Below are 22615 nucleotides of genomic sequence, written 5' to 3' on the forward strand. Positions count from 1 at the left end.
CATCTGTAGCTGACAGGCCGCTATCGGGGGCAAGCCCCCTCCCACATGTTGATTTTCACATTCAGAGCTCAGTGTTTTGGGGCGTGTGGCGACGTTAGAACCCGCGATGCTTCTTCAAATGCTCATTGATCTTCGCCGCCGGCACTTTCTGCAAGGTGCACAGCAGGTCGTGGGACAGTTCGCGCAAGCCGTGGGTACGGCGCAGTTCCTCGGCCAGGTGCGCCGTGAGGTTGGCCGCCATCTCCGCATCCGCCAGCGCCCGGTGGGCCTTGCCGGTGTGGGGCAGCTGAGCGAAGGCGTTCAACGTGCCGAGCTTGTGATTGGGCGCAGACGGCATCAGGCGACGCGCCAGCAACAGCGAGCAGGCAAATTTCTGTAACCGGGTGCGGCGGATCAAGCCCAATTCGTAATCCCAGAACTTCTGGTCGAACGCAGCGTTATGCGCCATCAGCGGCGTAGTCCCGACGAACTCATTGACCTCGTTCATCACCCGCTCCGCCGGCGGCGCGCTGCGCAGCATGGCGTTGCTGATGCCGGTGAGTTGTTCGATAAAACCCGGAACGCGTACACCGGCATTCATCAGGCTCTGGTAGCGGTCCACGATCTGGCCACGCTCAAGGATGACCACCGCGATTTCCGTGGCCCGGCAGTGGCTGCTCGGGGTGATGCCGGTGGTTTCAAAGTCGATGACCGCTATACGTTCCAAACCTGTTCCAACTCCGTAAAAGATCTATTTGAGCAACAACGCGCCTTCAATCGGCACGTAGCGGCTGGCGGCGCGAATCAGCGAATTGGCCGTCAGCCCCGGCACGCCATAGGCCACGGCTTCAACACCATGCTTGTGGATAACCCGGTCTAGGAGCATGTCGAAGTCCCCGTCGCCGGAGGCCAGCACGATTTCGTCAACGTGGTCGGCGGCGTCCATGATGTCGAGGGTGATGCCCACGTCCCAGTCGCCCTTGGCCGAGCCGTCGCTGCGCTGGATGTAGGGCTTGAGTTTTACCGTGAAGCCGAGGTTGCGCAGGATCTGCTGGAATTGCTGCTGCTTGCTGTCGCCACGGTCGATGGCATACGCGTACGCCTCGACAATCTGCCCGCGCGCGCTGATGTCAGCCCACAGCGCGGCGTAGTTGAAGTGGCAACCATAGGCCTGGCGGACGGTGTAGTAGAGGTTTTGCACATCGGCGAACACTGCAATTTTCTTCACCGCACTTCCTCATGACAGCCAGGCGCCAGGGCCCGGAAAGGGTGCAAGTATGCCAGCCGCGAGAGGGTTGCCGGGAAAAATCAGACCGGGGCGACGCAGCGCCCCGGGCCGAGGTGGGTCAGACGAAGGAATCGTCGTCGCCGAAAGAAGACGAATCGTCGGAATAGTCGCTGTCAGCGAAGCTGTCCGAATTGTTGCTGCCCCAGCTGTCGTTGCCGGCGTACTTCTGGTCATCATTGCCCCAGTTGCCGTTGTCACTGGCAGGCGCTGGCTCCTCACGAATGATTTCTTCCACGACTTGCGGCTGTTGCGAATTGTGGTTGAACAGGCTGCTGATGCCTTCGGCCAGCAATACACCACCGGCCACGCCGGCTGCGGTTTTCATCGCGCCGCCGAGGAAGCCGCTGCCCACCGGAGCGGCTGGAGCAGGCTGTTGATAATTCTGCTGCGGGGCAGGTTGGCTGAACCCAGGCCGCGCCGGTTCGCGCCAGCCGCCACCAGAAGAAGGCGGTGCACTTTGAGCCGGCTGCTGATCACGGGAACCACCGCCGCCAAAGATGCTCGACAGGAAACCGCCGCTGCTCGCCGGAGCAGGCTGCGCGGATTTGGCCCTCTGCAGTTCATCCTGCAATTGCTGGATCTGCTGCGCCTGCTGCTTGTTCTGCGCGTCGAGGCTCTTGAGCGCATGTTCCTGCACCAGGATCGACTGGGTCATGTAGTACCCGGCCGCTGGTTGGCGCGTCATGTGCTCCTTGATCCGCGCTTCGGCCTGGGCGTCGCGGGGGGCTGAGTCCGTTTCGGCTTGTTGCAACCGTGAAAACAGTCCATCGATCAGGGTTTGCTCTTCGCTGTTCATGGCGACCTCGTTAGATTGCCGGTAGAAATCGTGGTGTCGCCTGTGATCAGGCGCCGTGCTAGTTATGGGGGTGTTACGAGTTGTTTCAATAGTCTTTACTCAAGGTTTACGTTTGCTTACCGCCGGTGATGATCGGTTAAAGTGTTGCCCTTGCTTTCAGGCCTGCGATGAACTTGATGAATCCGTTAGACGTGCTGCGCGACTCCTTCCGTTTCACCCAACGCAACCTGGGCGCTATCGTCCAGTTGTGCTTGCCGTTGGTGATTTTCGAAGCCCTGCTGCAACAGGTGCTGAATCACGTGGTAGGCGAGGATGCATTCCCCGGCTACAGCGTGGTGGTGGGGTTGCTGGTGTACCCGCTGTACACCGGGGCCTTGATCCTGTTTCTGGATGCCCGCACCCGTGGCGAGTCGCCGCGCACCAAGGATGTATGGGCCATGGCCCTGACTCTGTGGCCGCGCTTTGCCCTGCTGACAGCCATGAGCACACTGCTGATTCTGCTGGGGCTGTCGCTGTATTTCCTGCCGGGCCTGTGGCTGATGGTGGTGCTGGCCTTTGCCGAGTACCTGCTGGTGCTGCGCGGCATGCCGGCGCTGGAAGCAATGAAGGAAAGTTTCCGCCTGAGCCGTGGGCATTTCTGGCGGATCCTGGTGTGCCTGCTGTGTGTGATGACGCCGTTGTGGCTGCTCAAGGGCGCCAGCGTAGCGGCCTACCCCGAGCCCGCGCCGCTGCTGGGCCTGTTACTGGACAGCGCCCACAGCTTCCTGCAGTTGTTTACCAGCGTGGTGCTGTTCCGTTTATTCATGCTGATCGGTGGCGATGCCGACGCGCGGTGATATGCTCCGTGTCACCTCTGAAACGCTATAAGCCGAGCCGATGACCCGTTTATTGCGCATCACCTTGCTGAGCCTGCTGATCATCGCGGGGTTGTTTGCAGCCATGGTCTACAGCCTGACCTGGCGCCCCGAGCCCAAGGAAACCCTGCCGGTGAGTTGCGTTGCGCCGCGTGCGCCCACGCTGCTGCCGGGGCAGGCGCTCAAGGTCATGACCTGGAACGTGCAATACCTGGCCGGCAAGAACTACGTGTTCTGGTACGACACGGTCGATGGCAGCGGCCCGGATGATCGGCCTACCGTGGAAGACATGGCCGCCAGCCTCGACGAAGTGGCGCGAGTGATCCGCGACGAACAACCCGACATCCTGCTGTTGCAGGAGCTCGACGAAAACGCCAAGCCTTCCCACTATCAGGACCAACTGGCCCTGCTGCAAGAACGCCTGGTCGACCTGTACCCATGCAGCGCCCAGGCCTTCGACTGGAAAGCGGACTTCGTGCCCGATTGGCATATCTTCGGCAGCGTCGGCCGAAAGCTCGCGACACTCAGCCGCTATCAGATCGAACACGCCGAACGCCTGCAATTGCCGGCACCCGAGGCCAACATCCTCAGCCGCCAGTTCCAGCCCAAGCCGGCCTTGCTGCTGACTTACCTGCCCCTGAGCGACGGCGGCCAACTGGCGGTGCTCAACACGCGCCTGGACGGTGACGCCCCAGGGCGCAGCGCGGTGCTGGAGCAGGTACAAACCACGGTCAAGCTGCTGGATAAATTCGAAGGCCGTGGCACGCCCTGGCTGATCGGCGGGGATTTCAACCTGCTGCCCCTGGGCCAGTTCCTGCGCCTGGACGCCACCAAACGCGGGCAGTATTCGCCAGACAGCGAGCTGCACCTGCTGTGGGACAAATACCCGATGATCCCGAGCAACAGTCAATCCAGCGGGATTGACCGTGAAAAGTGGCTGACCCACTTCCCCAACGACCCCAGTGTGGAAGGGCCGGATCGCACGCTGGATTACCTGTTCTACAGCCCGCGGATCAAGCGGGTCGAGGCGAAGGTTCGCCAGGAAGACACCTTGCGCATCTCCAACCACCTGCCGGTGATCGCCCGGTTCCTGCTACCCCCCGCGCCATAACCAACACCGTAAAACCCATGTGGGAGGGGGCTTGCCCCCGATGGCAGTGTGTCAGCCAATACCTCTCTCGCTGCCAGACCGCTATCGGGGGCAAGCCCCCTCCCACATTTGGACCCTGTGGTGTTACGACTTGCGAGGTTTTATCCGTGCCGTCGCCTCGGCCACCAACGGATCATCCGGCCAGTAATGCTTGGGGTAGCGCCCCTTCAGATCCTTCTTCACCTCGGCGTAGGTACTGCGCCAAAAGTTCGCCAGATCCTGCGTGACCTGCACCGGCCGCCGCGCCGGGGACAGCAGGTGCAGTTTCACCACCTGGCGCCCACCAGCAATGCGCGGGGTGTCGGCCAGCCCGAACAATTCCTGCAAGCGCACCGCCAGGATCGGCGGCTGTTCGCTGTAGTCCAGCCGCACCGACGAGCCCGACGGCACTTTCACATGCTGTGGCGCCAGTTCATCGAGGCGCTGGGGCAGCGGCCACGGCAGCAGGTTGTGCAGGAAGCTGGAGATATCCAGGTTGGCGAAATGGCTCAGGCGCGAGACTTTGCCCAGGTAGGGCATCAGCCAATCTTCAAGATTGGCGAGCAAAGCCTTGTCGCTGATATCCGGCCACTCGCTGGCTTTACCGGCGTCAAGGTGACGCAGCAGCATCACGCGGGCCTGCCATTGGCGCAGCTCCGGCGTCCACGGCAGCAGCTCCAGACCTTTGCGACGCACCAGGTTGACCAGCGCCTGGCTGCGTGCGGACTCGTCGAGGCCGGTGAGCGGTTCGCGGCTGAGCACCAGTTCACCGACTTTGCGTTGGCGTTCGGCGCGCAGCACGCCTTCGCGCTCGTCCCAGTCAAGCTGATCGACGTTGCGCACTTGTTCGGCAAGCACCGTGTCGAACAGCGCCGGATCGAAATCCGCCGCCAGGTAAATGCGTTCTTCACGCTGGCCCTGGCGGCTGCCCAGGTCGGCGATGACCAGCCAGGGTTGCTTCATCAGGCTGTCGGCCTCGGCGAACAGCGCCGCGCGGCCGTTGGCCAGGCGGTATTCGGCGCCGCCTGGGCGACGTTGCTGGGCGACGCGGTCCGGGTAGGCCAGCGCCAACAGAGCGCCGAGCCAACGCGGATGATCGGGATCCGCCACGGGTTGCGTGGCCTGGCCTCTCAAGTAGCCGCGATATTGTCGGGCCAATTGTTTGGCCCGTTGCACGCCGCCTTGAGTACCGCGCGCGCGTTCTTCACCGGACAGCAGCGCCAGGCGACTGTGCAAATCCGCACCGCCGCCGCGCAGGATGTCGCGCTCGCCCAACAGCGCGGCGACATCGCACGCGGTGCTCGCCAGCCCCAGGTCCTGCCCGCGCAACAGCAGATGGGCGATACGCGGGTGGGCCGGTAACTCGGCCATTTTCTGGCCGTGGGCGGTGAGTGTGTCGTCATTCAACGCGCCGAGGCGCACCAGCAAGTCCTGGGCCTGGGCATACGCGGCGGTGGGCGGCACATCCAGCCACACCAGTTGGGTGGGCGTAACGCCCCAGCGCGCCAGCTGCAGGGCCAGGCCGGCCAGGTCGGCGGCGAGGATTTCCGCGCTGCCATAGGCGGCCAGGCCTTCATGCTGGTCCTCGGACCATAGGCGATAACACACGCCCGGCTCCAGGCGCCCTGCCCGGCCGGCACGTTGCGTGGCGCTGGCGCGGGAGATGCGTTGGGTGTCGAGGCGGGTCATTCCGCTGCCCGGGTCGAAACGCGGTACGCGTGCCAGCCCGGCATCGATCACCACGCGCACGCCGTTGATGGTGAGACTGGTCTCGGCAATATTGGTCGCCAGCACCACTTTGCGCTTACCGGCGGGCGCCGGGTCGATGGCGGCGCGTTGGGCATTGAGGTCCAGTTCGCCATGCAGCGGGCACAACAGCACATCGCTGCGCTCGCCCAAGGCGTCCGCCAACTGCTGGTTGACCCGGCGAATCTCCGCCTGCCCCGGCAAGAACACCAGCACGCTGCCGGTTTCGTCGTGCAGGGCTTCGAGGATGGTTTGCACCACGCGTGGTTCGATGAATTCACCGGGCTGATAAGGGCGGCCCCAGCGCATCTGCACCGGGAACATGCGGCCTTCACTGCGCAGGATCGGCGCGTCGTCCAGCAGGCTGGCGAGGCGCTCCCCTTCCAGAGTGGCGGACATCAGCAGAATTTTCAGCGGTTGCTCGTCGCGAAACAGCTCGCGGCCGTTGAGGCTCAGGGCCAGTGCCAGGTCGGCGTCGAGGCTGCGCTCGTGGAATTCGTCAAAGATCAGCAGGCCTACACCGTCCAGCGCCGGGTCGTCTTGCAGGCGACGGGTGAGGATGCCTTCGGTGACCACTTCGATGCGGGTGTTGGGGCCGACTTTACTGTCCAAGCGAATGCGATAGCCGACCGTTTCGCCAACTTTTTCACCCAACTCGCTGGCCAGGCGTTCGGCCGCCGCACGGGCGGCCAGGCGGCGAGGTTCGAGCATGAGGATGGTCTGCCCGGCCAGCCAGGGCTCGTTCAACAACGCCAAGGGCACACGGGTGGTTTTACCGGCGCCGGGAGGTGCTTCCAACACGGCTTCATGGCGATTCGCCAAGGCGTCACGCAGGGCGGGTAAAACTTCATCAATCGGCAACGAATTCATACTGGCTCCAAAGCAGAGCGGCGAGTATAACGGCGAACTGCCGAGTGCCGACGATGGTCTCAGAAACGCCACCCACTTCAATTGCGAATGCAATCAAAGGTGGGAGCTGGCTTGCCTGCGATTGCGGCGTGTCAGCCAATGCACTTCTGACTGAACCACCGCAATCGCAGGCAAGCCAGCTCCCACATTGGAACGGCGCCGTTCAGCCGATCTAGCTTATAGTCCTCTTTAAATCGTGTTCAGGAGAATGTTATGCGTATCGCTTCCCGTGTCATCGGCGGTGTCCTTGCCGTCACCCTGCTGAGCCAACTGACGGCCTGCGGTTCGATCTTCTACCCGGACCGCCGTGGCCAAATCGATGGCAAGATCGACCCGACCATCGCCGTGCTCGATGCCGTGGGCCTGCTGTTCTATGTGATCCCCGGCCTGATCGCGTTCGGTGTGGACTTCGCCACCGGCGCCATCTATTTCGAACCGGGCAAGACCGCCCAGGTCGACCCGGCCAAACTCCACGACGCCATCGGCGCCGACGGTAAGGTCGACAACGCCAAGCTGCAAAGCATCATCCAGAAGGAAACCGGCCGCCGCCTGCCGCTGGACGACCCGCGCATGATCCAGTTCAAGGGCAGCGTGCAGCAACTCGCATCCCTGGGCCTTCAACCCGCTGCCTAAGGACCGTCCATGACCAGCAGTCCCGAACACGCCAGGCTCTTGCGCCTGGCCACCCGCGCTTCGGTGGGCGTGGCCTGTGCGCTGATTATCACCAAGGCCATCGCCTGGTGGCTCAGCGGTTCGGTGAGCATGCTCGCCGGGTTGACCGACTCGCTGTTGGACGGCGTAACCTCGCTGTTGAATTTGCTCGCGGTGCACTACGCCCTGCGCCCAGCCGATGACGATCACCGCTATGGGCATGGCAAGGCCGAATCGCTGTCCGGCATGGCCCAGGCGCTGTTTATCGGCGGCAGCGCGGTGCTGATCGCATTCCAGGCCTACCAGCGCCTGCAACACCCGGAGCCGGTCGGCGCACCGTGGTTGAGCATCGGCGTGATCGTATTTTCCCTGGCGCTGACCGTGGCCTTGTTGATGCTGCAACACCGGGTGATCCGCGAAACCGGCTCCAACGCCGTGCGCGCCGATTCGCTGCACTATCGCTCGGATCTGATGCTCAACGGCAGCATCCTGGTGGCGCTGGTGCTCGCGGGCTTTGGCTACCATCAAGTGGACGCCTGGTTCGGCCTGGGCATTGCCGCCTACATCTTGTGGAGCGCAGTCCAGATCGCCCGGGAAAGTTTTGCGGTGTTGATGGATGAAGAACTGCCGCCGGACGTGAGCCAGCACATGCTGGAACTGGCCCGTGGCGTACCGGGAGTATTGGGCGCGCATGATTTGCGCACGCGGATTTCCGGCAGCCACTGGTTTGTGCAACTGCACCTGGAACTGCCGGGGGAATTGACGCTGTCAGTGGCCCACGGCATCAGCGACCAGGCCGCCGACGCCATTCACAAAGCCTACCCGCGTGCCGAAGTGCTGGTACACGCCGACCCACGGGAAGTGGTCACGGGCAATAAACCCTAGTACTGCACCTGATAGCCGCGACTGCTCAGGCAGTTGCCCTGGGCCTGGCGGTAGGTTTGCACCACCGCCGGGTCAGGCGCGTAGGTCACTTGCTGCGGGTCGAAACCGCTTTGCTGCACCGCCCAGCGATAGCAGTCATAACCGTCCTGCTGCACCTGGGCCGGCGACTGCCCATTGGCGGGATACGCCACCACGTCATAGCCATTGCCTTGCGGCGCGGGCGGCGGCGCTGGCACCTGCGTCGGTGGTTGCACCACCACGTACTGTTGGGAGCTGCTTTCGTAGGTGTAATACGCACCGGCCGCGAGGAAGAACAGCGTGCTGCCCACCCACACTTCGCGCGCGTAGTCCGGCAGGTAATGCACGCGGATGCCGTAGGGTGGCGTCACCACTACATAACGCGGGCCTTGCGGGCGATACCAATAGCCGCCGGAGTAGAAGTAATCCTGGCCTCGGTAAGGCACGCGGTAGTTGCGGTCGGGGAAGCGGTCGATTACATAGCCTGGGCGATGTTGCGGGCCTGGGCCCCAGCCATTGCCATGCCCATCGGGGCGACCTGGCCAGCGGTTGTCGCCGGGGCGCGAGCCTGGGCCGCCGGCTTCCCAGTGTGGGTTGCCGTCATTACGGCGCGGGATGTCGCGGTAGTAGCCCTGACGCGGTTCCTGGGTCTGGCGCACGGTGTCGGGGCGACTCTGGATCGGCAGGTTGTTCGACGGCTGCGGTTGAGGCTGCGGTCGCCCCTGCTCGTTACCTTGGGGGCGCCCTTGCCATTGGCCACCACCGTTTTGGCCACCACGATCAAAATGCTGATTCTGCGGGCGTGGTTGATTGTTTTCCGGCCGAGGCTGATTGTTCTGCGGCCGCGGCGGCTCATTACCCCCCCCAGGTCGCCCACCCTCCGGCCCTCTTTCATGCTGGCCGCCGCCTTCACCACGCGGCCCGTTGTCACGTTCGTCGGCCAATGCCTGGACGCCAACGGTGACCATCAGCAAACCTACACCTGCCATACGCCAGATGCGCTTCATGCTATTCCTCACTGCGGATTAGGGCCTGTCCATGAGACTGGAAAAGCCAGGCCCGGTTCGCGGACAGGTTATCAGCAGGCAAAAGAAAAGGGGTGACCCGTCGGCCACCCCTTGAGAACTTCGTCCTGGCTCAACGCTTTTGGCGTTGGCTCACCTCACGCCGTCTTGTGGACAGTGTGCAGCCTGGAGGCCGGCTCAACCCTGCTGGGGTGGCGGCCGCAGCGGGCCTGATTGGGCGGGCTGCTGTGGACTGTTGTCCAGGCGGTGATTCTGTTGATAAAGATACCCGTAGGCGCCCGACAGATGATTGCGAAGATTGCGTCAATAAACAGTGCTTGCGCAATTTTTAACCCTTCATAGATAATTCACCGCAATAGTTACGACAAAGGCCAACCCAATGAGCAAGCTTGACCGATACGACCTGAGTATTTTGGCGGAATTGCAGCGCGACGCGAGGATCTCCAACCAGGAGTTGGCCGAACGCATCGGCTTGTCGCCGTCGCCTTGCTCGCGCCGGGTCAAGCAGTTGGAGGACGACGGCTACATCGCCCGCCAGGTCGCCCTGCTCGACCGCAAGATGCTCGGCCTGAGCCTGACCGCCTACGTGCTGATCGGCATGGACCGCCACACCCCCGAGCGTTTCGAGAACTTCGAGGCGGCGATCCGCACCCTGCCCCAGGTGCTGGAGTGCAGTCTGGTGACAGGCATGGATGCGGACTATCAGTTGAAGGTGGTGGTGCCGGACATGGATCACTATCAGAAACTGCTGCTGGGGCATTTGACCCGCATCGAAGGTGTGACCAGTGTGCGGTCGAGCTTTGTGCTGAACCAGGTGTTGAACAGCACCGAACTGCCCCTGACGCACCTGCGAACCTGAGATCAATATAAATCAACTGTGGGAGGGGGCTTGCCCCCGATGGCTGAGTGTCAGTCAGCCTATATATGACTGACCCAGCGTCATCGGGGGCAAGCCCCCTCCCACATTTGGATTGCGCTTCGACTCAGGTCAATGTTGCGTCTGTAACACTGCCTTATACTTCCCGCCTGCTCCTGTCGGAAAAACACCATGAACAACATCGACCCCGCCCTCTTCGAAGAATGGATGATGACCGGCCTGGTCACGATCCTGATCATTTTCATGGGCTTTATCGTCTGGGACCTGGCGAAGAAGTCCAAGGCCGGGCGCTTTGGCTCGTTCATTCTGTTCTTCGTGCTGGGCCTGGGCGTGGCCGCGTTCATCATCAAGAGCGTGGTGATCGGCCTGATCGAGTCCGGCGCCTTATAAGCGCGCCGGTACTTCCTTCCACTGGCCTTGGTCCAGGCCATCGATCGACCAATCGCCAATCCGCACGCGCACCAGGCGCAAGGTAGGCAAACCGACAGCAGCGGTCATGCGCCGTACCTGGCGGTTGCGCCCCTCACGAATGATCAGTTCCAGCCAGTGCGTCGGGACGCTTTTGCGAAAGCGCACGGGCGGGTTGCGCGGCCACAGCTCGGGCTCATCCAACTGCCGAGCCTCGGCGGGCAAGGTCATGCCGTCGTTCAGTTCGACGCCTTTGCGCAGGCGTTGCAACTGTTCCTCGGTGGGTTCGCCTTCCACCTGCACCCAGTAGGTTTTCGCCAGCTTATGCTTGGGGTCGGCGATACGCGCCTGTAACTGGCCATCGTTGGTCAGCAGCAACAGGCCTTCGCTGTCACGGTCCAGGCGGCCCGCCGGGTAGATGCCGGGGATATCGATGAAATCCTTGAGGGTCGCGCGCCCGCCTTCGTCGCTGAACTGGGTCAGCACATCGAACGGTTTATTGAACAGGATCAACTTCGGCTCGGCCGGAGGCGCCTTGGCGACACGCCGCGCAGCGGAATACGGGGTTTTCACGCCAGGGCGGCGCGAATCGGGACGGGTGGGACGGGACATGGCAAAGGAACATCTAACGGTCAGGACCGACAATGCTAGTGGCCTGACCGTTAAATGACCATCCCAACCGCTTAGCGGAACGGCGGCTCGTCGAAGCTGCGCAGTTTGCGCGAGTGCAGCGAGTTGAGTTCGGTGCGCAGCAGGTCCACCGCCTCGATACCGATCTTCAAGTGCTGGCTGACCGCGCGCTCATAGAACGCGTTGGCCGAACCCGGCAGCTTGATTTCGCTGTGCAGCGGCTTGTCCGACACGCACAACAAGGTGCCGTACGGCACACGCAAACGATAGCCTTGCGCGGCGATGGTGCCGCTTTCCATGTCCACGGCCACGGCGCGGGACAGGTTGATCAGTGGGCGTTCCTGGGCCCAGCGCAGTTCCCAGTTACGGTCGTCGTAGGTCAACACAGTGCCGGTACGCAGGCGTTTTTTCAGCTCTTCGCCTTTTTCGCCGGTAACGTTGGCGGCCGCTTGCTGCAACGCAAGCTGCACTTCAGCCAGCGCCGGGATCGGGATGTTCGGCGGCACCACGCGGTCGAGAATGCCGTCGCGGCGCATATAAGCGTGCGCCAGTACGTAGTCGCCAATGGTCTGGGATTGGCGCAGGCCGCCACAGTGGCCGATCATCAGCCAGCAATGTGGACGCAGTACGGCCAGGTGGTCGGTGATGTTCTTGGCGTTGGACGGGCCGACGCCGATGTTTACCAGGGTCACGCCGTGGCCATCGGTGGCCTGCAGGTGGTAGGCCGGCATCTGGTAACGGTGCCACACCACACCGGCGGCAATTGCCGACGCCTCACCGTGATCCATGCTCTTGTCGATCACCACGTTGCCCGGCAGCACCATGCGGATAAAGCGCGGGTCGCTGCGCAGTTGCTCCAGGCCATGCAGGATGAACTGGTCGACATACCGGTGGTAGTTGGTCAGCAGGATCCACGGCTGCACATGGCGCCAGTCACTGCCGGTGTAGTGCACCAGGCGGCGCAGGGAGAAGTCCACGCGGGCCGCATCGAACAGCGCCAGGGGCAGCGGGTCGGTGTTTTCCCAATCGTACAAGCCATCGGCGATGCCATCGGTGGCGGCCGACAGGTCGGTGCTCGGGAATACGCGAGCCAAGGTCGCAGCGGTAACGCCGGAGCCGGCCAGTTCATCGCCCTGCTCCACCACGTAGGGGTACGGGATGTTCTGCTGGCTCACGCCGACTTCCACGGTCACGGTGAAGTCGTGCATCAGCGGCACCAGTTGCTCCAGCAGGTATTTACGGAACGCTGCAGGATGGGTGACGGTGACACTGTAGGTTCCTGGTAGTTGAACCTTGGCATACGCCCGGGTGGTCTGTGGGACTTCGCCGTGGCAGTGGTAAGTCAGGCGCAGTTCCGGGTAGCGAAACAGCGCACGTTGTGCGGCGTCGGGCTCGACGCGGTCTTTGAGGTATTGCTTGAGGGCTTGATTGAGCGCGCCAGTGGCACGCTCATGCAGGGCCGCCAGCCGGTCCACGGCTTCTTCAGCGGTTTGAACGACAACAAAAGCTTCGGTCACGGTAAGCATCCTGTGTTCTGACTTGCAGGCCTTTATCTTGCCTGTATCCCGGCCTCACCGAAACACCAGAGTTGGAATGCGGTAAATGTGGGAGGGGGCTTGCCCCCGATAGCTGACTGTCAGCCAACACATCTATCGCTGACACACCGCTATCGGCGGCAAGCCCCCTCCCACATGTTTACCGCATTTTAGTCCGATAGATTGGGGGTGGAACGGGTGACGAGCGCCGCCACATCCACACCACGAGGCAAGGTGCCATAGACCCGAGCGGACGTTTCGCCCAACCGACTGGCGATAAACCCATCACTGACCGCCGCAATCCCCGCCTCCAGCAACAACTTGGCCTGCAATGCCACGGCGATGTCTTCGGTGAGTTGCCGCGCACGGTACTGGATGTCCTGGGTGTCCATGAACGCCGACTTGAGCTGTTCGATATGCCGCACAAGCAACTTGTCGCCATGCCCATCGCCCAGTTCGACAAACAGCGCCTCCAGCACACCCGGCTCTTTCGACAACGCCCGCAGCACGTCCAGGCACTGCACGTTACCGGACCCTTCCCACGTCGAGTTCACCGGTGCCTCACGGTACAGACGCGGCAAAATGCTGTCTTCGACATAGCCGGCGCCGCCCATGCATTCAGCTGCCTCGTTGATCATCGCCGGCGCACGTTTGCAGATCCAATACTTGCCCACCGCCGTCACCAGCCGGGCGAACTTGGCTTCCTGTTCATCGTCCAGATGATCCAGCGCACGGCCCATGCGCAGGCTCAGGGCCAGTGCGGATTCGCTTTCCAGCGCCAGGTCCGCCAGCACGTTCTGCATCAACGGCTGCTCGCTGAGCACGCGGCCGCCGACCGAACGATGGGCACAATGATGGCTGGCCTGGGTCAGCGCCTGGCGCATCAGGGCGCTGGAGCCGACCATGCAATCGAAGCGAGTCATGGCGACCATCTCGATGATGGTCGGCACGCCACGGCCTTCTTCGCCGATCATCCAGGCCAGGGCACCACGGAATTCCACTTCGCTGGAGGCGTTGGAGCAGTTGCCGAGTTTGTTTTTCAGGCGCTGGATGTAGAACTCGTTGCGCGTGTCATCCGGACGGTGCCGGGGCAGCAGGAAGCAGGTGAGGCCCTTGTCGGTTTGCGCCAGAGTCAAGAACGCATCACACATCGGTGCCGAGCAGAACCACTTGTGGCCCACCAGTTCATAGGCCTGCCCTGGCCCGCCCGCTCCCACCGGATACGCCCGGGTGGTATTGGCACGCACATCGGTACCACCCTGCTTCTCGGTCATGGCCATGCCGATGGTGGCACCGGCCTTGTGGGCGATGCCAACGTTGCGCGAATCGTATTGGGTATTGAGGACTTTCGGCAGCCAGATGTCAGCCAAGTCAGGCTGCAGACGTAGCGCAGGCACACAGGCGAAAGTCATGGTCAGCGGACAGCCGGTGCCGGCTTCGGCCTGGCTGTGCAGGTAGGTCATGGCGGCGCGGGCCACGTGGGCGCCGGACTGCGGATGGGCCCAAGGCAGCGACGGCAGGCCGTGTTCGACAGCGGTACGCATCAGTTCGTGATAAGCCGGGTGAAACTCCACGAGGTCGATGCGATGGCCATACCGGTCATGGCTGCTGAACACCGGTTTGTTCTGGTTCGCCAGGAACCCGGCTTCCATCAATGGCCCGCCGGCCAACGCACCGTAGGCATCGATACTCGCTTTTGCCCAGCCGGCACCAAAGCGGCGCGACCATTCCTGCAAAGGCAAGTCGATACGGTACAGGTTGGTGCCGTCCAGGGACGGCGGCTGGTTGGTGACGTCGTGGGTTTCGGCAAATTGATGCAGGTTCATGACGGGCCTCCAAGAAAAAAGGCCACGTTCAGTTGAGGCCTGCATTTCAGTTAAGCACCGTCATACCCCTTAAAAAAGTGGCATACCCGCCGATTGTCCGGCGCTTTTGCCCTCTAAAGGGCGCAACAACCGACGCTCCAACACCGCCTGCAATGCCTCGAAACGCACAGGCTTGGCCAGGCGCTCGGAAATCCCGATGCCATGGCACCCCTCACGTTCCGACACATTCAGCGACGTGCTCAAGGCAATCACTGGTAATTCGCCACAGCCCGGCAGCGCACGAATCTGACAGCACAACGAGAAACCACCCTCGGGAATATCCAACAGCACTGCGTCGAAATCCGCCGCCTGCAACGCCGCCAACGCGTTCGGGCCGCTGTCCACGGTTTTCACCCGGTAACCGAGCTTGAGCAGCATGCCGCGCACCGCCAACTGGCCGACGCTGTTGTCATCCACCAGCAGCACCGAGCACTCCTGGGGCGCACGCTGCTTGTCCGGCGCAGGCTTGGACTCGGGCGCGACCGGGCTGACCTCCACTTCCAGCTGGAAGCGGCTGCCTTTGCGCGGCTCGGAATGATGGGTAAGGCGCCCGCCCAGCAGCTCGATCAGTTGCCGGCAGATGGCCAGGCCGATGCCCAGGCCGCCGTATTCACGGGTGGTGGAACCATCCAGCTGGAAGAAGCGCTGATACAGGGTGGCTTCATCCAGGAAAGCAAAGCCGATCCCGGTATCGGTGACGATAAAGCTCAGGCGCAAGCGACCGTCGCTGTGGGGCACGCCGACCACACGCAGGCGTACCGAACCTTCGTGGGTGAACTTGAAGGCGTTATCCAGCAGGCAATCGAGGCACTGCAACAGTTTGTCGGCGTCGCCCAGCACACGGTCCGGCAGCTCGTCCGCCACGTCGATGGAAAACGCCAGGCCCTTGCTCTGGGCGCTGGCGCTGAACTGCTGGCGCAAGGTGTCGAGGGTACCGCGCAGGCTGAACACCTCGGGCTGCGCAACCAGGCGCCCGGCCTGCAACTCGGTGAGGGTAAGGATACCGTTGACCATGCGCATCATGTCCCGCGCCGAGCCGGCGGCGGTTTGCTGGTATTGCGCCAGGTCCGCATCCAGCGGCACGGTTTGCATCAGTTCGAGGGAGCCGATCACGCCGTTCATCGGGGTGCGCAGTTCGTGGGTCAAGGTGGCGAGGAATTCATCCTTGAGTCGGTTGCTGCGTGCCAACTGCAGGTTGAGCACTTCGAGCTTCTGGCTGGCGTCGAACAGGATCTGCGCCTGTTGCTCACGCATGGCATTGATGCGGTCGGCCAGGGCCAGGGACAACAACGCGACTTCGATCGCCGAACCAATCTGGCTGGCGTACATGGTCAGGAACATATTCGGCAGGTAGCCCAGCACCATTAGGGTATTCACCACCCCGCCGAGCAGGAACGCCGACCAGGCGATGATGAAATAGCGCGCCACCCGCTGCCCGCAATACCAGGCCTTGATGGCCGCGACAAAGATGGTCACGGTAAACACCAGCGCCAAGCCGGTGGCCAGGCGCAGCGCCAGGGCGTAGCTGGTCATCAACGACAGCAGCATCACCACACCGCCACACGCCACCAGCGCCAGCAACAGACGGTTGATCCAGCGACTGTGCTGGGCCGTGTGCAGGAAGCTGCGCGCAAACAGGCTGCCGAACAACGCTGCCGAGCCAATCAGGAACGGCGTCGCGGCATTCGCCCACCACGGGTTGTCCGGCCAGAAGTACTCCACTGCCGCGCCATTGACCGACAGCTGGTACATGCCGAATGAAGCGATATACAGGATGTAATAGAGGTAGCTGGTGTCGCGCACGCTGAGATAGATGAACAGGTTGTACACCAGCATGCCCAGCAACACGCCATAGATCAGGCCCAACACATACAGGCGCAGCGGCTGTTGTTCCAGATACGCGGTGCTGGACCACAGCGTCAAAGGCGCCTGGATCGAGCCTTCGCTTTGCAGGCGCAGGTAGACGGTTTTCGCTTCGCCCGGCGTGAAGTCGAGTTTGAACAGGTAGTTGTTCTGGCGAATCTCACGGGCGGCAAACGGCAGCGCATCCCCTGTGCGCCCGGCGAGGCGATAGGTGCCGGTGCTGTCGGGCAGGTACAGGTCCAGATGGTCGAGGGGCGGGTAGGCCAGCTCCAGCAACCAGGTGCGTTGGGCTTCAGGATTCTGGGGCAGGTAGTGCAGATTGACCTTGAGCCAGAACACCGAGCGCGAATAACCAGCATTCAGGGTGTCTTTATCGTGGGGCTTGAATTGCGTGACAGCGGAGGGTGCGCTGACATCGGCGATGGTGAGGGCATCGGTCGGGTCTTCGAGCACTTGCAGGGCTCGCCCCAGCGGCAGGCTTCGCGTGTCCTGGTTGAACTCGATGGCGCTGGCGAGCATCGGCAGCCCGCACAACAATAAAATCAGCAAATAGCGCATAGAGCCCCAGCGTGGCCTGTCCGGTTATGTCAAAAAAGCCCCCCATTCCTTTTGAGAAGACGTACACCGGCAATACAGTTAGTAGTTTGGATCCACTCTAGCATAGCCACTAAAGGCTATTAGACACCATTGAAATAATTTTTTGAAAGGCTCTAGAACGGGGCTTTCAGCAATTCGCATGCACTCATTTGGGTTGCTGAAACCTTCCACCCACGGTGAAAATCCTACTGTGCGCAACAGCCCCGCCAAAAGCGTTTGGTGGTAAGCTCGCGCACCATGAATATCTACAGCTCTCGCCCCGTTGTCCTCTGTCTCTCCGGCCATGATCCCAGTGGTGGCGCCGGCTTGCAGGCAGATATCGAAGCCCTGCTCGCCCAGGGTTGCCATGCGGCTCCGGCCGTCACCGCGCTGACTGTGCAGAACACGGTCAACGTCAGCGATTTCCGCGTGCTCGACCGCGAGTGGGTGCTGGCCCAGGCCAATGCCGTGCTCGGCGACTCCGAAGTGGCGGCGGTCAAGCTCGGCATGCTCGGCTCGACCGCGATGGTCGACACCGTGGTCGAACTGCTGCAGGCGCATCCGCACCTGCCGGTGGTGTGCGACCCGGTGCTGCGCGCCGGTGGTGGCGGCAGCCTGGGCAAGGACGAGGTCGGTTATGCGATGCGTGAGCGGCTGTTGCCGTTGTCGCTGATCGCCACGCCGAACCTGCCCGAAGCGCGCATCCTCGCCGAACTGCCCGAAGGCACCGCAGACGAATGCGCCGAGAAGCTGCTGCCCTATATAAAGCACCTGCTGATCACCGGTGGACATGGCGACGAGCACGAAGTACACAACCGCCTCTACAGCCGTGACGGCACGCGCCAGACCTTTAACTGCCAACGCCTGCCCGGCAGTTACCACGGTTCGGGCTGCACGCTGGCCAGCGCCCTGGCAGGTCGGATCGCCCAGGGCGAAGGCCTGGTGAGCGCCGTGCAGTCTGCCCTCAACTACACTTGGCGCACCCTGCGTGACGCTGAACAACTCGGCCAGGGCCAGTTCGTGCCGCGCCGTCTGCCGCTGGATTTCTGCTCTTAACAGCACGAGGCCTGCCTGATGAAACTACGTGGCCTTTACGCCATTACCGACAGCCAACTGTTGGCCGGCAAATTCCTCGCCTACGTCGAAGCGGCGATGGACGGTGGCGTGACCCTGCTGCAATACCGCGACAAAAGCAGCGACGAGGCCCGGCGCCTGCGTGAAGCAGAAAAGCTGCGAGAGCTGTGCTCACGCTACAAGACTCAACTCATTATCAACGACGACGCCGAACTGGCCGCGCGCCTCGGCGTCGGCGTGCACCTGGGCCAGACCGACGGCCCGCTGACCCCGGCCCGCGCCCTGCTCGGTTCCAAGGCCATCATCGGTTCTACCTGCCACAGCCAGATCGAACTGGCCGAGCAGGCTGCCAAGGAAGGTGCGAGCTACGTCGCCTTCGGTCGCTTCTTCAATTCCAGTACCAAGCCCGGCGCCCCTGCCGCCACCGTCGAAATGCTGGCCCAGGCCCGTGCGCGCCTGCAGTTGCCGATCTGCGTGATCGGCGGCATCACCCTGGAGAACGCCGAGCCCCTGGTGGCCCACGGTGCCGATCTGCTGGCGGTGGTGCACGGCCTGTTTGGCGCCGACACAACCCAGGAAGTCACGCGCCGCGCCCGTGCGTTCAACGACCTTCTTAAAAATTCAGTTTAGAGAGCCCGATCATGTCCCGTTCCGAAACGCTGTTTGCCAATGCCCAGAAACACATCCCCGGCGGTGTGAACTCCCCCGTGCGTGCGTTCAAGAGCGTGGGCGGCACGCCGCTGTTCTTCAAGCATGCCGAAGGCGCCTACGTCACCGACGAAGATGACAAGCGCTACGTGGACTACGTGGGCTCCTGGGGCCCAATGATTCTCGGCCACAGCCACCCGGACGTGCTGGATGCCGTGCGCAAGCAACTGGAACACGGCCTGTCCTACGGCGCGCCGACCGCCATGGAAACCGAGATGGCGGACCTGGTCTGTTCGATCGTACCGTCGATGGAAATGGTGCGCATGGTCAGCTCCGGCACCGAAGCCACCATGAGCGCGATCCGCCTGGCCCGCGGTTTCACCGGCCGCGACAGCATCATCAAGTTCGAAGGTTGCTACCACGGCCACTCCGACAGCCTGTTGGTCAAGGCCGGCTCCGGCCTGCTGACCCAGGGCGTGCCAAGCTCGGCCGGCGTACCGGCTGCGTTCGCCAAGCACACCCTGACCCTGCCGTTCAACGACATCGCCGCGGTCGAGCAGATGCTTAATGAAGTAGGCCAGGACGTGGCGTGCATCATCGTCGAGCCGGTGGCCGGCAACATGAACTGCGTGCCGCCCGCGCCGGGCTTCCTTGAAGGCCTGCGCGAGCAGTGCGACAAACACGGTGTGGTGCTGATTTTCGACGAAGTGATGACCGGTTTCCGCGTCGCCCTCGGCGGCGCCCAGGCGCACTACGGCGTCACGCCAGACCTGAGCACCTTCGGCAAGATCATCGGCGGCGGCATGCCGGTGGGCTGCTTCGGCGGCAAGCGCGAGATCATGCAGCACATCGCGCCGCTGGGCCCGGTATACCAGGCCGGTACCTTGTCGGGTAACCCGCTGGCCATGGCCGCCGGCCTGACCACCCTGCGCCTGATCAGCCGCCCAGGCTTCCATGCCGAGCTGACCGACTACACCACACGCCTGCTCGACGGCCTGCAACAGCGCGCCGATGCCGCTGGCATTCCGTTTGTCACCACCCAGGCCGGCGGTATGTTCGGCCTGTATTTCAGCGGTGCCGACGATATCGTCACCTTTGATGACGTGATGGGCAGCGACGCCGATCTGTTCAAGCGCTTCTTCCACCTGATGCTGGAAGGCGGCGTGTACCTGGCACCGAGCGCTTTCGAAGCCGGCTTCACCTCGATTGCCCATGGCGAAGCCGAGCTGAAACTGACCCTCGACGCCGCTGAACGCGCCTTCGCCGCACTGAAGTAATAGGCTGCGAACATCCGGCACCGCGCAAACGGTGTCTGATTTGCTACTTTGCTTACAGATATTTCCGAGTTTTTCCGAGAATTCACCTGCAATCCGGCAGATAACTTGCCCAAGCAGCAGAAAAACGAGTAAAGACTTTGTAAGCAGAGGCCTGCTTATTTCATAATGCGCGCTTATTGGATCCCCCGAGGGTCCGCGTGCCCCGTCAGAGGTAAGTCGATTCCCATGAAACGCACCGGCCGCACCCTGGTTCTGGGCTGCCTGTTGCTCCTTCAGCCGCTGCTGGCACATGCACAAGCAGGCGGCAACTCGTTGTTAATCCCAGCGATGGGTCGTTGCACCCTCAATACCCAGCCAGACAGCCAGGCCGAAGCTCTGAGCGCGTGCCAGAAACAGGCCGACGGCGGGGATGCGCAGGCGCAATACGAGTTGGGCGAGTACTTCCACGACAGCAAGAACCCCGCCCGCGACCTCAACAAAGCCTTGAGCTACTTCGAGAAAGCTTCGTTGCAGGGCCATGCCCAGGCGCAATTCCAACTGGGCAATATGTTCTTCAAGGGTGAAGGCGTGCCGGCCAATAACGTCCAGGCCTACATCGTATTGAAAATGGCCGCGGTCAACGGCGCCGAAGACGCGCTGGACACCGCCGACGAAGTCGCCGAGCACATGCAGCGCGATGAACTGGAAGTGGCGACCCAGGTGCTGGGCCAGATTTTCCGCAACTACCTTCTGGAACTGCAGAGCGCCGATGGGCGTTCGCCCTTCTCACCCCTGCCCTGACAGCCGCCTTACTTCTCCGGCATAGGCATCGGAAATGGCATCACATTGCTGGTGCCCCGTGCCTCGCTGATCTTCGGCGTGCCCAGGCGCTCCACCTCATCGATGCGCACAATCGAATGCATCGGCACAAAACTGCGCACCACGCCTTCGAACTGTGCCTTGAGCTTCTCTTCGCCCGGGTCGACGACCAACTGGGTGCGCTCGCCAAAGACGAACTCTTCCACCTCCAGGAAACCCCACAGATCGCTCTGATAGATCTGCTTGGCGTACATTTCGAACACCTGGCCCTGGTTGAGGAAAATCACCTTGTAGATTGGAGCTTCACGTTTGGTCATGGTGGGCGAACAACACATCGGGGATATAAAAGAGGGCGCGAACTATAGCATGGCACCCGATGCACAACGCTAGGAACCAATGGGCATGCCCCCTATAATGCGCGGTTCTTTACCACCAGTTGACGATTCCCATGGCCAAGAAGCTTTACATCGAAACCCACGGTTGCCAGATGAACGAGTACGACAGCTCGCGCATGGTCGATCTGCTGGGCGAACACCAGGCCCTGGAAGTCACCGCCCGCGCCGAAGATGCCGACGTGATCCTGCTCAATACCTGCTCGATCCGCGAGCGGGCCCAGGACCGTGTGTACTCCCAGCTGGGCCGCTGGCGCGAATTGAAACTCGCCAACCCGGACATGGTGATCGCCGTCGGCGGTTGCGTGGCCAGCCAGGAAGGCGCCGCGATCCGCGACCGCGCACCCTATGTCGACGTGGTCTTCGGTCCACAGACCCTGCACCGCCTGCCGGAAATGATCGATGCCGCGCGCGTCACCAAGCTGCCGCAGGTGGATGTGTCGTTCCCGGAAATCGAAAAATTCGACCACTTGCCCGAGCCGCGTATCGATGGGCCAAGCGCCTACGTGTCGGTGATGGAAGGCTGCAGCAAGTACTGCACCTTCTGCGTGGTGCCCTACACCCGCGGTGAAGAAGTCAGCCGGCCGTTTGACGATGTGCTGTCGGAAATCATCCACTTGGCCGAAAACGGCGTGCGCGAAGTGACCCTGCTGGGCCAGAACGTCAATGGCTACCGCGGCCTGACCGAGGACGGCCGCCTGGCCGACCTGGCAGAGCTGATCCGCGTGGTGGCGGCCGTGGACGGTATCGAGCGCATCCGCTACACCACCTCACACCCGCTGGAGTTCTCCGACAGCCTGATCCAGGCCCACGCTGAAGTGCCGGAACTGGTCAAACACCTGCACTTGCCGGTGCAATCGGGCTCGGACCGCATTCTGGCGGCCATGAAACGCAACCACACGGCCCTGGAATACAAATCCAAACTGCGCAAATTGCGCGCAGCGGTGCCGGGCATCTGCATCAGTTCCGACTTTATCGTCGGCTTCCCCGGCGAGACCGAGAAAGACTTCGAGCAGACCATGAAGCTGATCGAAGACGTCGGTTTCGACTTCTCCTACTCGTTCGTCTACAGCCAGCGCCCCGGCACCCCGGCGGCCGACCTGGCGGACGAGACCCCGGAAGCGCTGAAAAAAGAGCGCCTCAATGCGCTGCAACACCGCTTGAACCAGCAGGGTTTCGAGATCAGCCGACAAATGGTCGGGTCCATCCAGCGCATCCTGGTCACCGACTATTCGAAAAAAGACCCGGGCGAATTGCAGGGGCGTACCGAGAACAACCGAATCGTAAACTTCCGCTGCGATAATCCGACCCTGATCGGCCAGTTTGCCGATGTGCATATCGATGCGGCGCAACCGCACTCGTTGCGCGGATCATTGTTGCAATAATGACCTG

21 protein-coding genes are annotated in these 22615 nt (G+C 62.3%); 11 read left to right on the forward strand and 10 right to left on the reverse strand.

Translation table 11 applies throughout. The annotated features are described in order from the left end of the window. Positions 1-94: 94 nt before the first annotated feature. The 3 genes from M2497_RS27735 to M2497_RS27745 form a co-directional block, all read right to left on the reverse strand. Positions 95-706, reverse strand: coding sequence for a 3'-5' exonuclease (locus M2497_RS27735; RefSeq protein ID WP_248484777.1), 612 nt, complete (start codon positions 704-706; stop codon positions 95-97). Positions 707-730: 24 nt separating this feature from the next. Continuing rightward, entirely contained in the window at positions 731-1207 is a 477-nt protein-coding gene (locus M2497_RS27740) for an NYN domain-containing protein (protein ID WP_025858209.1), read from the reverse strand. Positions 1208-1325: 118 nt separating this feature from the next. Then, positions 1326-2063, reverse strand: coding sequence for a DUF2076 domain-containing protein (locus M2497_RS27745; protein ID WP_068932002.1), 738 nt, complete (start codon positions 2061-2063; stop codon positions 1326-1328). A 176-nt stretch (positions 2064-2239) separates the two neighbouring features. Between M2497_RS27745 and M2497_RS27750 the strand changes: the two genes are divergently transcribed. Then, the gene (locus M2497_RS27750; protein WP_071490028.1) at positions 2240-2899 is read left to right on the forward strand and encodes a YciC family protein; all 660 of its coding nucleotides are present in this window, start codon (positions 2240-2242) and stop codon (positions 2897-2899) included. A gap of 40 nt (positions 2900-2939) precedes the next feature. Next, entirely contained in the window at positions 2940-4028 is a 1089-nt protein-coding gene (locus tag M2497_RS27755) for an endonuclease/exonuclease/phosphatase family protein (protein ID WP_248484779.1), read from the forward strand. Positions 4029-4151: 123 nt separating this feature from the next. Here the strand turns inward: M2497_RS27755 and hrpB are convergent, their stop codons facing one another. Continuing rightward, entirely contained in the window at positions 4152-6662 is a 2511-nt protein-coding gene (hrpB, locus tag M2497_RS27760; protein ID WP_248484780.1) for an ATP-dependent helicase HrpB, read from the reverse strand. A 252-nt stretch (positions 6663-6914) separates the two neighbouring features. On the opposite strand from hrpB, the gene M2497_RS27765 reads away from it, so the two are divergent. Further along, positions 6915-7334, forward strand: coding sequence for a hypothetical protein (locus M2497_RS27765; protein ID WP_058427749.1), 420 nt, complete (start codon positions 6915-6917; stop codon positions 7332-7334). A gap of 9 nt (positions 7335-7343) precedes the next feature. Beyond that, positions 7344-8237: a cation diffusion facilitator family transporter gene (locus tag M2497_RS27770; RefSeq protein ID WP_058427750.1), complete on the forward strand. Its 894-nt coding sequence runs from the start codon at positions 7344-7346 to the stop codon at positions 8235-8237. Here the strand turns inward: M2497_RS27770 and M2497_RS27775 are convergent. Beyond that, positions 8234-9262: a DUF6515 family protein gene (locus M2497_RS27775; protein ID WP_248484782.1), complete on the reverse strand. Its 1029-nt coding sequence runs from the start codon at positions 9260-9262 to the stop codon at positions 8234-8236. The two genes, M2497_RS27770 and M2497_RS27775, sit on opposite strands and share 4 nt — an antisense overlap. Before the next feature lie 397 nt (positions 9263-9659). Here M2497_RS27775 and M2497_RS27780 point away from each other — a divergent pair, with 397 nt between their 5' ends. Further along, positions 9660-10139: an Lrp/AsnC family transcriptional regulator gene (locus tag M2497_RS27780; RefSeq protein ID WP_003194418.1), complete on the forward strand. Its 480-nt coding sequence runs from the start codon at positions 9660-9662 to the stop codon at positions 10137-10139. A gap of 198 nt (positions 10140-10337) precedes the next feature. Next, complete coding sequence (locus M2497_RS27785; RefSeq protein ID WP_025999909.1) at positions 10338-10547, forward strand: DUF2788 domain-containing protein; 210 nt, start codon at positions 10338-10340, stop codon at positions 10545-10547. Here M2497_RS27785 and M2497_RS27790 read toward each other — a convergent pair. From M2497_RS27790 to M2497_RS27805, 4 genes are all read right to left on the reverse strand, one after another. Continuing rightward, positions 10542-11177: a pseudouridine synthase gene (locus M2497_RS27790; RefSeq protein ID WP_058427752.1), complete on the reverse strand. Its 636-nt coding sequence runs from the start codon at positions 11175-11177 to the stop codon at positions 10542-10544. The genes M2497_RS27785 and M2497_RS27790 overlap by 6 nt on opposite strands. A gap of 71 nt (positions 11178-11248) precedes the next feature. Then, positions 11249-12721, reverse strand: a complete 1473-nt coding sequence (amn, locus tag M2497_RS27795) for an AMP nucleosidase (RefSeq protein WP_172963337.1) — start codon at positions 12719-12721, stop codon at positions 11249-11251. Between the two features lie 179 nt (positions 12722-12900). Further along, positions 12901-14556 (reverse strand): acyl-CoA dehydrogenase family protein, encoded by a 1656-nt coding sequence (locus M2497_RS27800; RefSeq protein ID WP_248484792.1) that lies wholly within the window; start codon positions 14554-14556, stop codon positions 12901-12903. A 69-nt stretch (positions 14557-14625) separates the two neighbouring features. After that, on the reverse strand, positions 14626-17016 hold the full coding sequence (locus M2497_RS27805; RefSeq protein ID WP_248484794.1) for a hybrid sensor histidine kinase/response regulator: 2391 nt from the start codon (positions 17014-17016) through the stop codon (positions 14626-14628). Between the two features lie 276 nt (positions 17017-17292). Between M2497_RS27805 and M2497_RS27810 the strand changes: the two genes are divergently transcribed. The 4 genes from M2497_RS27810 to M2497_RS27825 all read left to right on the forward strand — a co-directional run bounded on the left by M2497_RS27810 (position 17293) and on the right by M2497_RS27825 (position 20813). Beyond that, positions 17293-18090, forward strand: a complete 798-nt coding sequence (locus tag M2497_RS27810) for a hydroxymethylpyrimidine/phosphomethylpyrimidine kinase (protein ID WP_248484796.1) — start codon at positions 17293-17295, stop codon at positions 18088-18090. 18 nt (positions 18091-18108) lie between these two features. Next, a complete protein-coding gene (gene thiE / locus M2497_RS27815) occupies positions 18109-18738 on the forward strand; it encodes a thiamine phosphate synthase (protein WP_248484798.1) in 630 nt (209 codons plus the stop codon). 11 nt (positions 18739-18749) lie between these two features. Further along, positions 18750-20033 carry a glutamate-1-semialdehyde 2,1-aminomutase gene (gene hemL / locus M2497_RS27820; protein ID WP_016973898.1) on the forward strand — a complete coding sequence of 428 codons (1284 nt, stop codon included), beginning with the start codon at positions 18750-18752 and terminating at the stop codon, positions 20031-20033. 225 nt (positions 20034-20258) lie between these two features. Continuing rightward, a complete protein-coding gene (locus M2497_RS27825) occupies positions 20259-20813 on the forward strand; it encodes a tetratricopeptide repeat protein (protein ID WP_071489908.1) in 555 nt (184 codons plus the stop codon). 8 nt (positions 20814-20821) lie between these two features. On the opposite strand, the gene M2497_RS27830 is transcribed toward M2497_RS27825, so the two are convergent. Then, positions 20822-21148, reverse strand: coding sequence for a DUF1820 family protein (locus M2497_RS27830; RefSeq protein ID WP_003194436.1), 327 nt, complete (start codon positions 21146-21148; stop codon positions 20822-20824). Between the two features lie 131 nt (positions 21149-21279). Between M2497_RS27830 and miaB the strand changes: the two genes are divergently transcribed. Beyond that, positions 21280-22608, forward strand: a complete 1329-nt coding sequence (gene miaB / locus M2497_RS27835) for a tRNA (N6-isopentenyl adenosine(37)-C2)-methylthiotransferase MiaB (protein ID WP_058427758.1) — start codon at positions 21280-21282, stop codon at positions 22606-22608. Positions 22609-22615: the final 7 nt, after the last annotated feature.

The sequence above is a fragment of the Pseudomonas sp. CYM-20-01 genome (assembly GCF_023169845.1).
In the GTDB taxonomy this organism is placed as follows: Bacteria; Pseudomonadota; Gammaproteobacteria; order Pseudomonadales; family Pseudomonadaceae; genus Aquipseudomonas; species Aquipseudomonas azotoformans.

Bases quoted from the DNA above. Each gene is read 5' to 3' on its own strand.
- M2497_RS27745 (WP_068932002.1), bottom strand. From the start codon at position 2,063: ATGAACAGCGAAGAGCAAACCCTGATCGATGGACTGTTTTCACGGTTG.
- M2497_RS27750 (WP_071490028.1), top strand. From the start codon at position 2,240: ATGAATCCGTTAGACGTGCTGCGCGACTCCTTCCGTTTCACCCAACGC.
- M2497_RS27755 (WP_248484779.1), top strand. From the start codon at position 2,940: ATGACCCGTTTATTGCGCATCACCTTGCTGAGCCTGCTGATCATCGCG.
- hrpB (WP_248484780.1), bottom strand. From the start codon at position 6,662: ATGAATTCGTTGCCGATTGATGAAGTTTTACCCGCCCTGCGTGACGCC.
- M2497_RS27765 (WP_058427749.1), top strand. From the start codon at position 6,915: ATGCGTATCGCTTCCCGTGTCATCGGCGGTGTCCTTGCCGTCACCCTG.
- M2497_RS27770 (WP_058427750.1), top strand. From the start codon at position 7,344: ATGACCAGCAGTCCCGAACACGCCAGGCTCTTGCGCCTGGCCACCCGC.
- M2497_RS27775 (WP_248484782.1), bottom strand. From the start codon at position 9,262: ATGAAGCGCATCTGGCGTATGGCAGGTGTAGGTTTGCTGATGGTCACC.
- M2497_RS27780 (WP_003194418.1), top strand. From the start codon at position 9,660: ATGAGCAAGCTTGACCGATACGACCTGAGTATTTTGGCGGAATTGCAG.
- M2497_RS27790 (WP_058427752.1), bottom strand. From the start codon at position 11,177: ATGTCCCGTCCCACCCGTCCCGATTCGCGCCGCCCTGGCGTGAAAACC.
- amn (WP_172963337.1), bottom strand. From the start codon at position 12,721: ATGCTTACCGTGACCGAAGCTTTTGTTGTCGTTCAAACCGCTGAAGAA.
- M2497_RS27800 (WP_248484792.1), bottom strand. From the start codon at position 14,556: ATGAACCTGCATCAATTTGCCGAAACCCACGACGTCACCAACCAGCCG.
- M2497_RS27805 (WP_248484794.1), bottom strand. From the start codon at position 17,016: ATGCGCTATTTGCTGATTTTATTGTTGTGCGGGCTGCCGATGCTCGCC.
- M2497_RS27810 (WP_248484796.1), top strand. From the start codon at position 17,293: ATGAATATCTACAGCTCTCGCCCCGTTGTCCTCTGTCTCTCCGGCCAT.
- thiE (WP_248484798.1), top strand. From the start codon at position 18,109: ATGAAACTACGTGGCCTTTACGCCATTACCGACAGCCAACTGTTGGCC.
- hemL (WP_016973898.1), top strand. From the start codon at position 18,750: ATGTCCCGTTCCGAAACGCTGTTTGCCAATGCCCAGAAACACATCCCC.
- M2497_RS27825 (WP_071489908.1), top strand. From the start codon at position 20,259: ATGAAACGCACCGGCCGCACCCTGGTTCTGGGCTGCCTGTTGCTCCTT.
- M2497_RS27830 (WP_003194436.1), bottom strand. From the start codon at position 21,148: ATGACCAAACGTGAAGCTCCAATCTACAAGGTGATTTTCCTCAACCAG.
- miaB (WP_058427758.1), top strand. From the start codon at position 21,280: ATGGCCAAGAAGCTTTACATCGAAACCCACGGTTGCCAGATGAACGAG.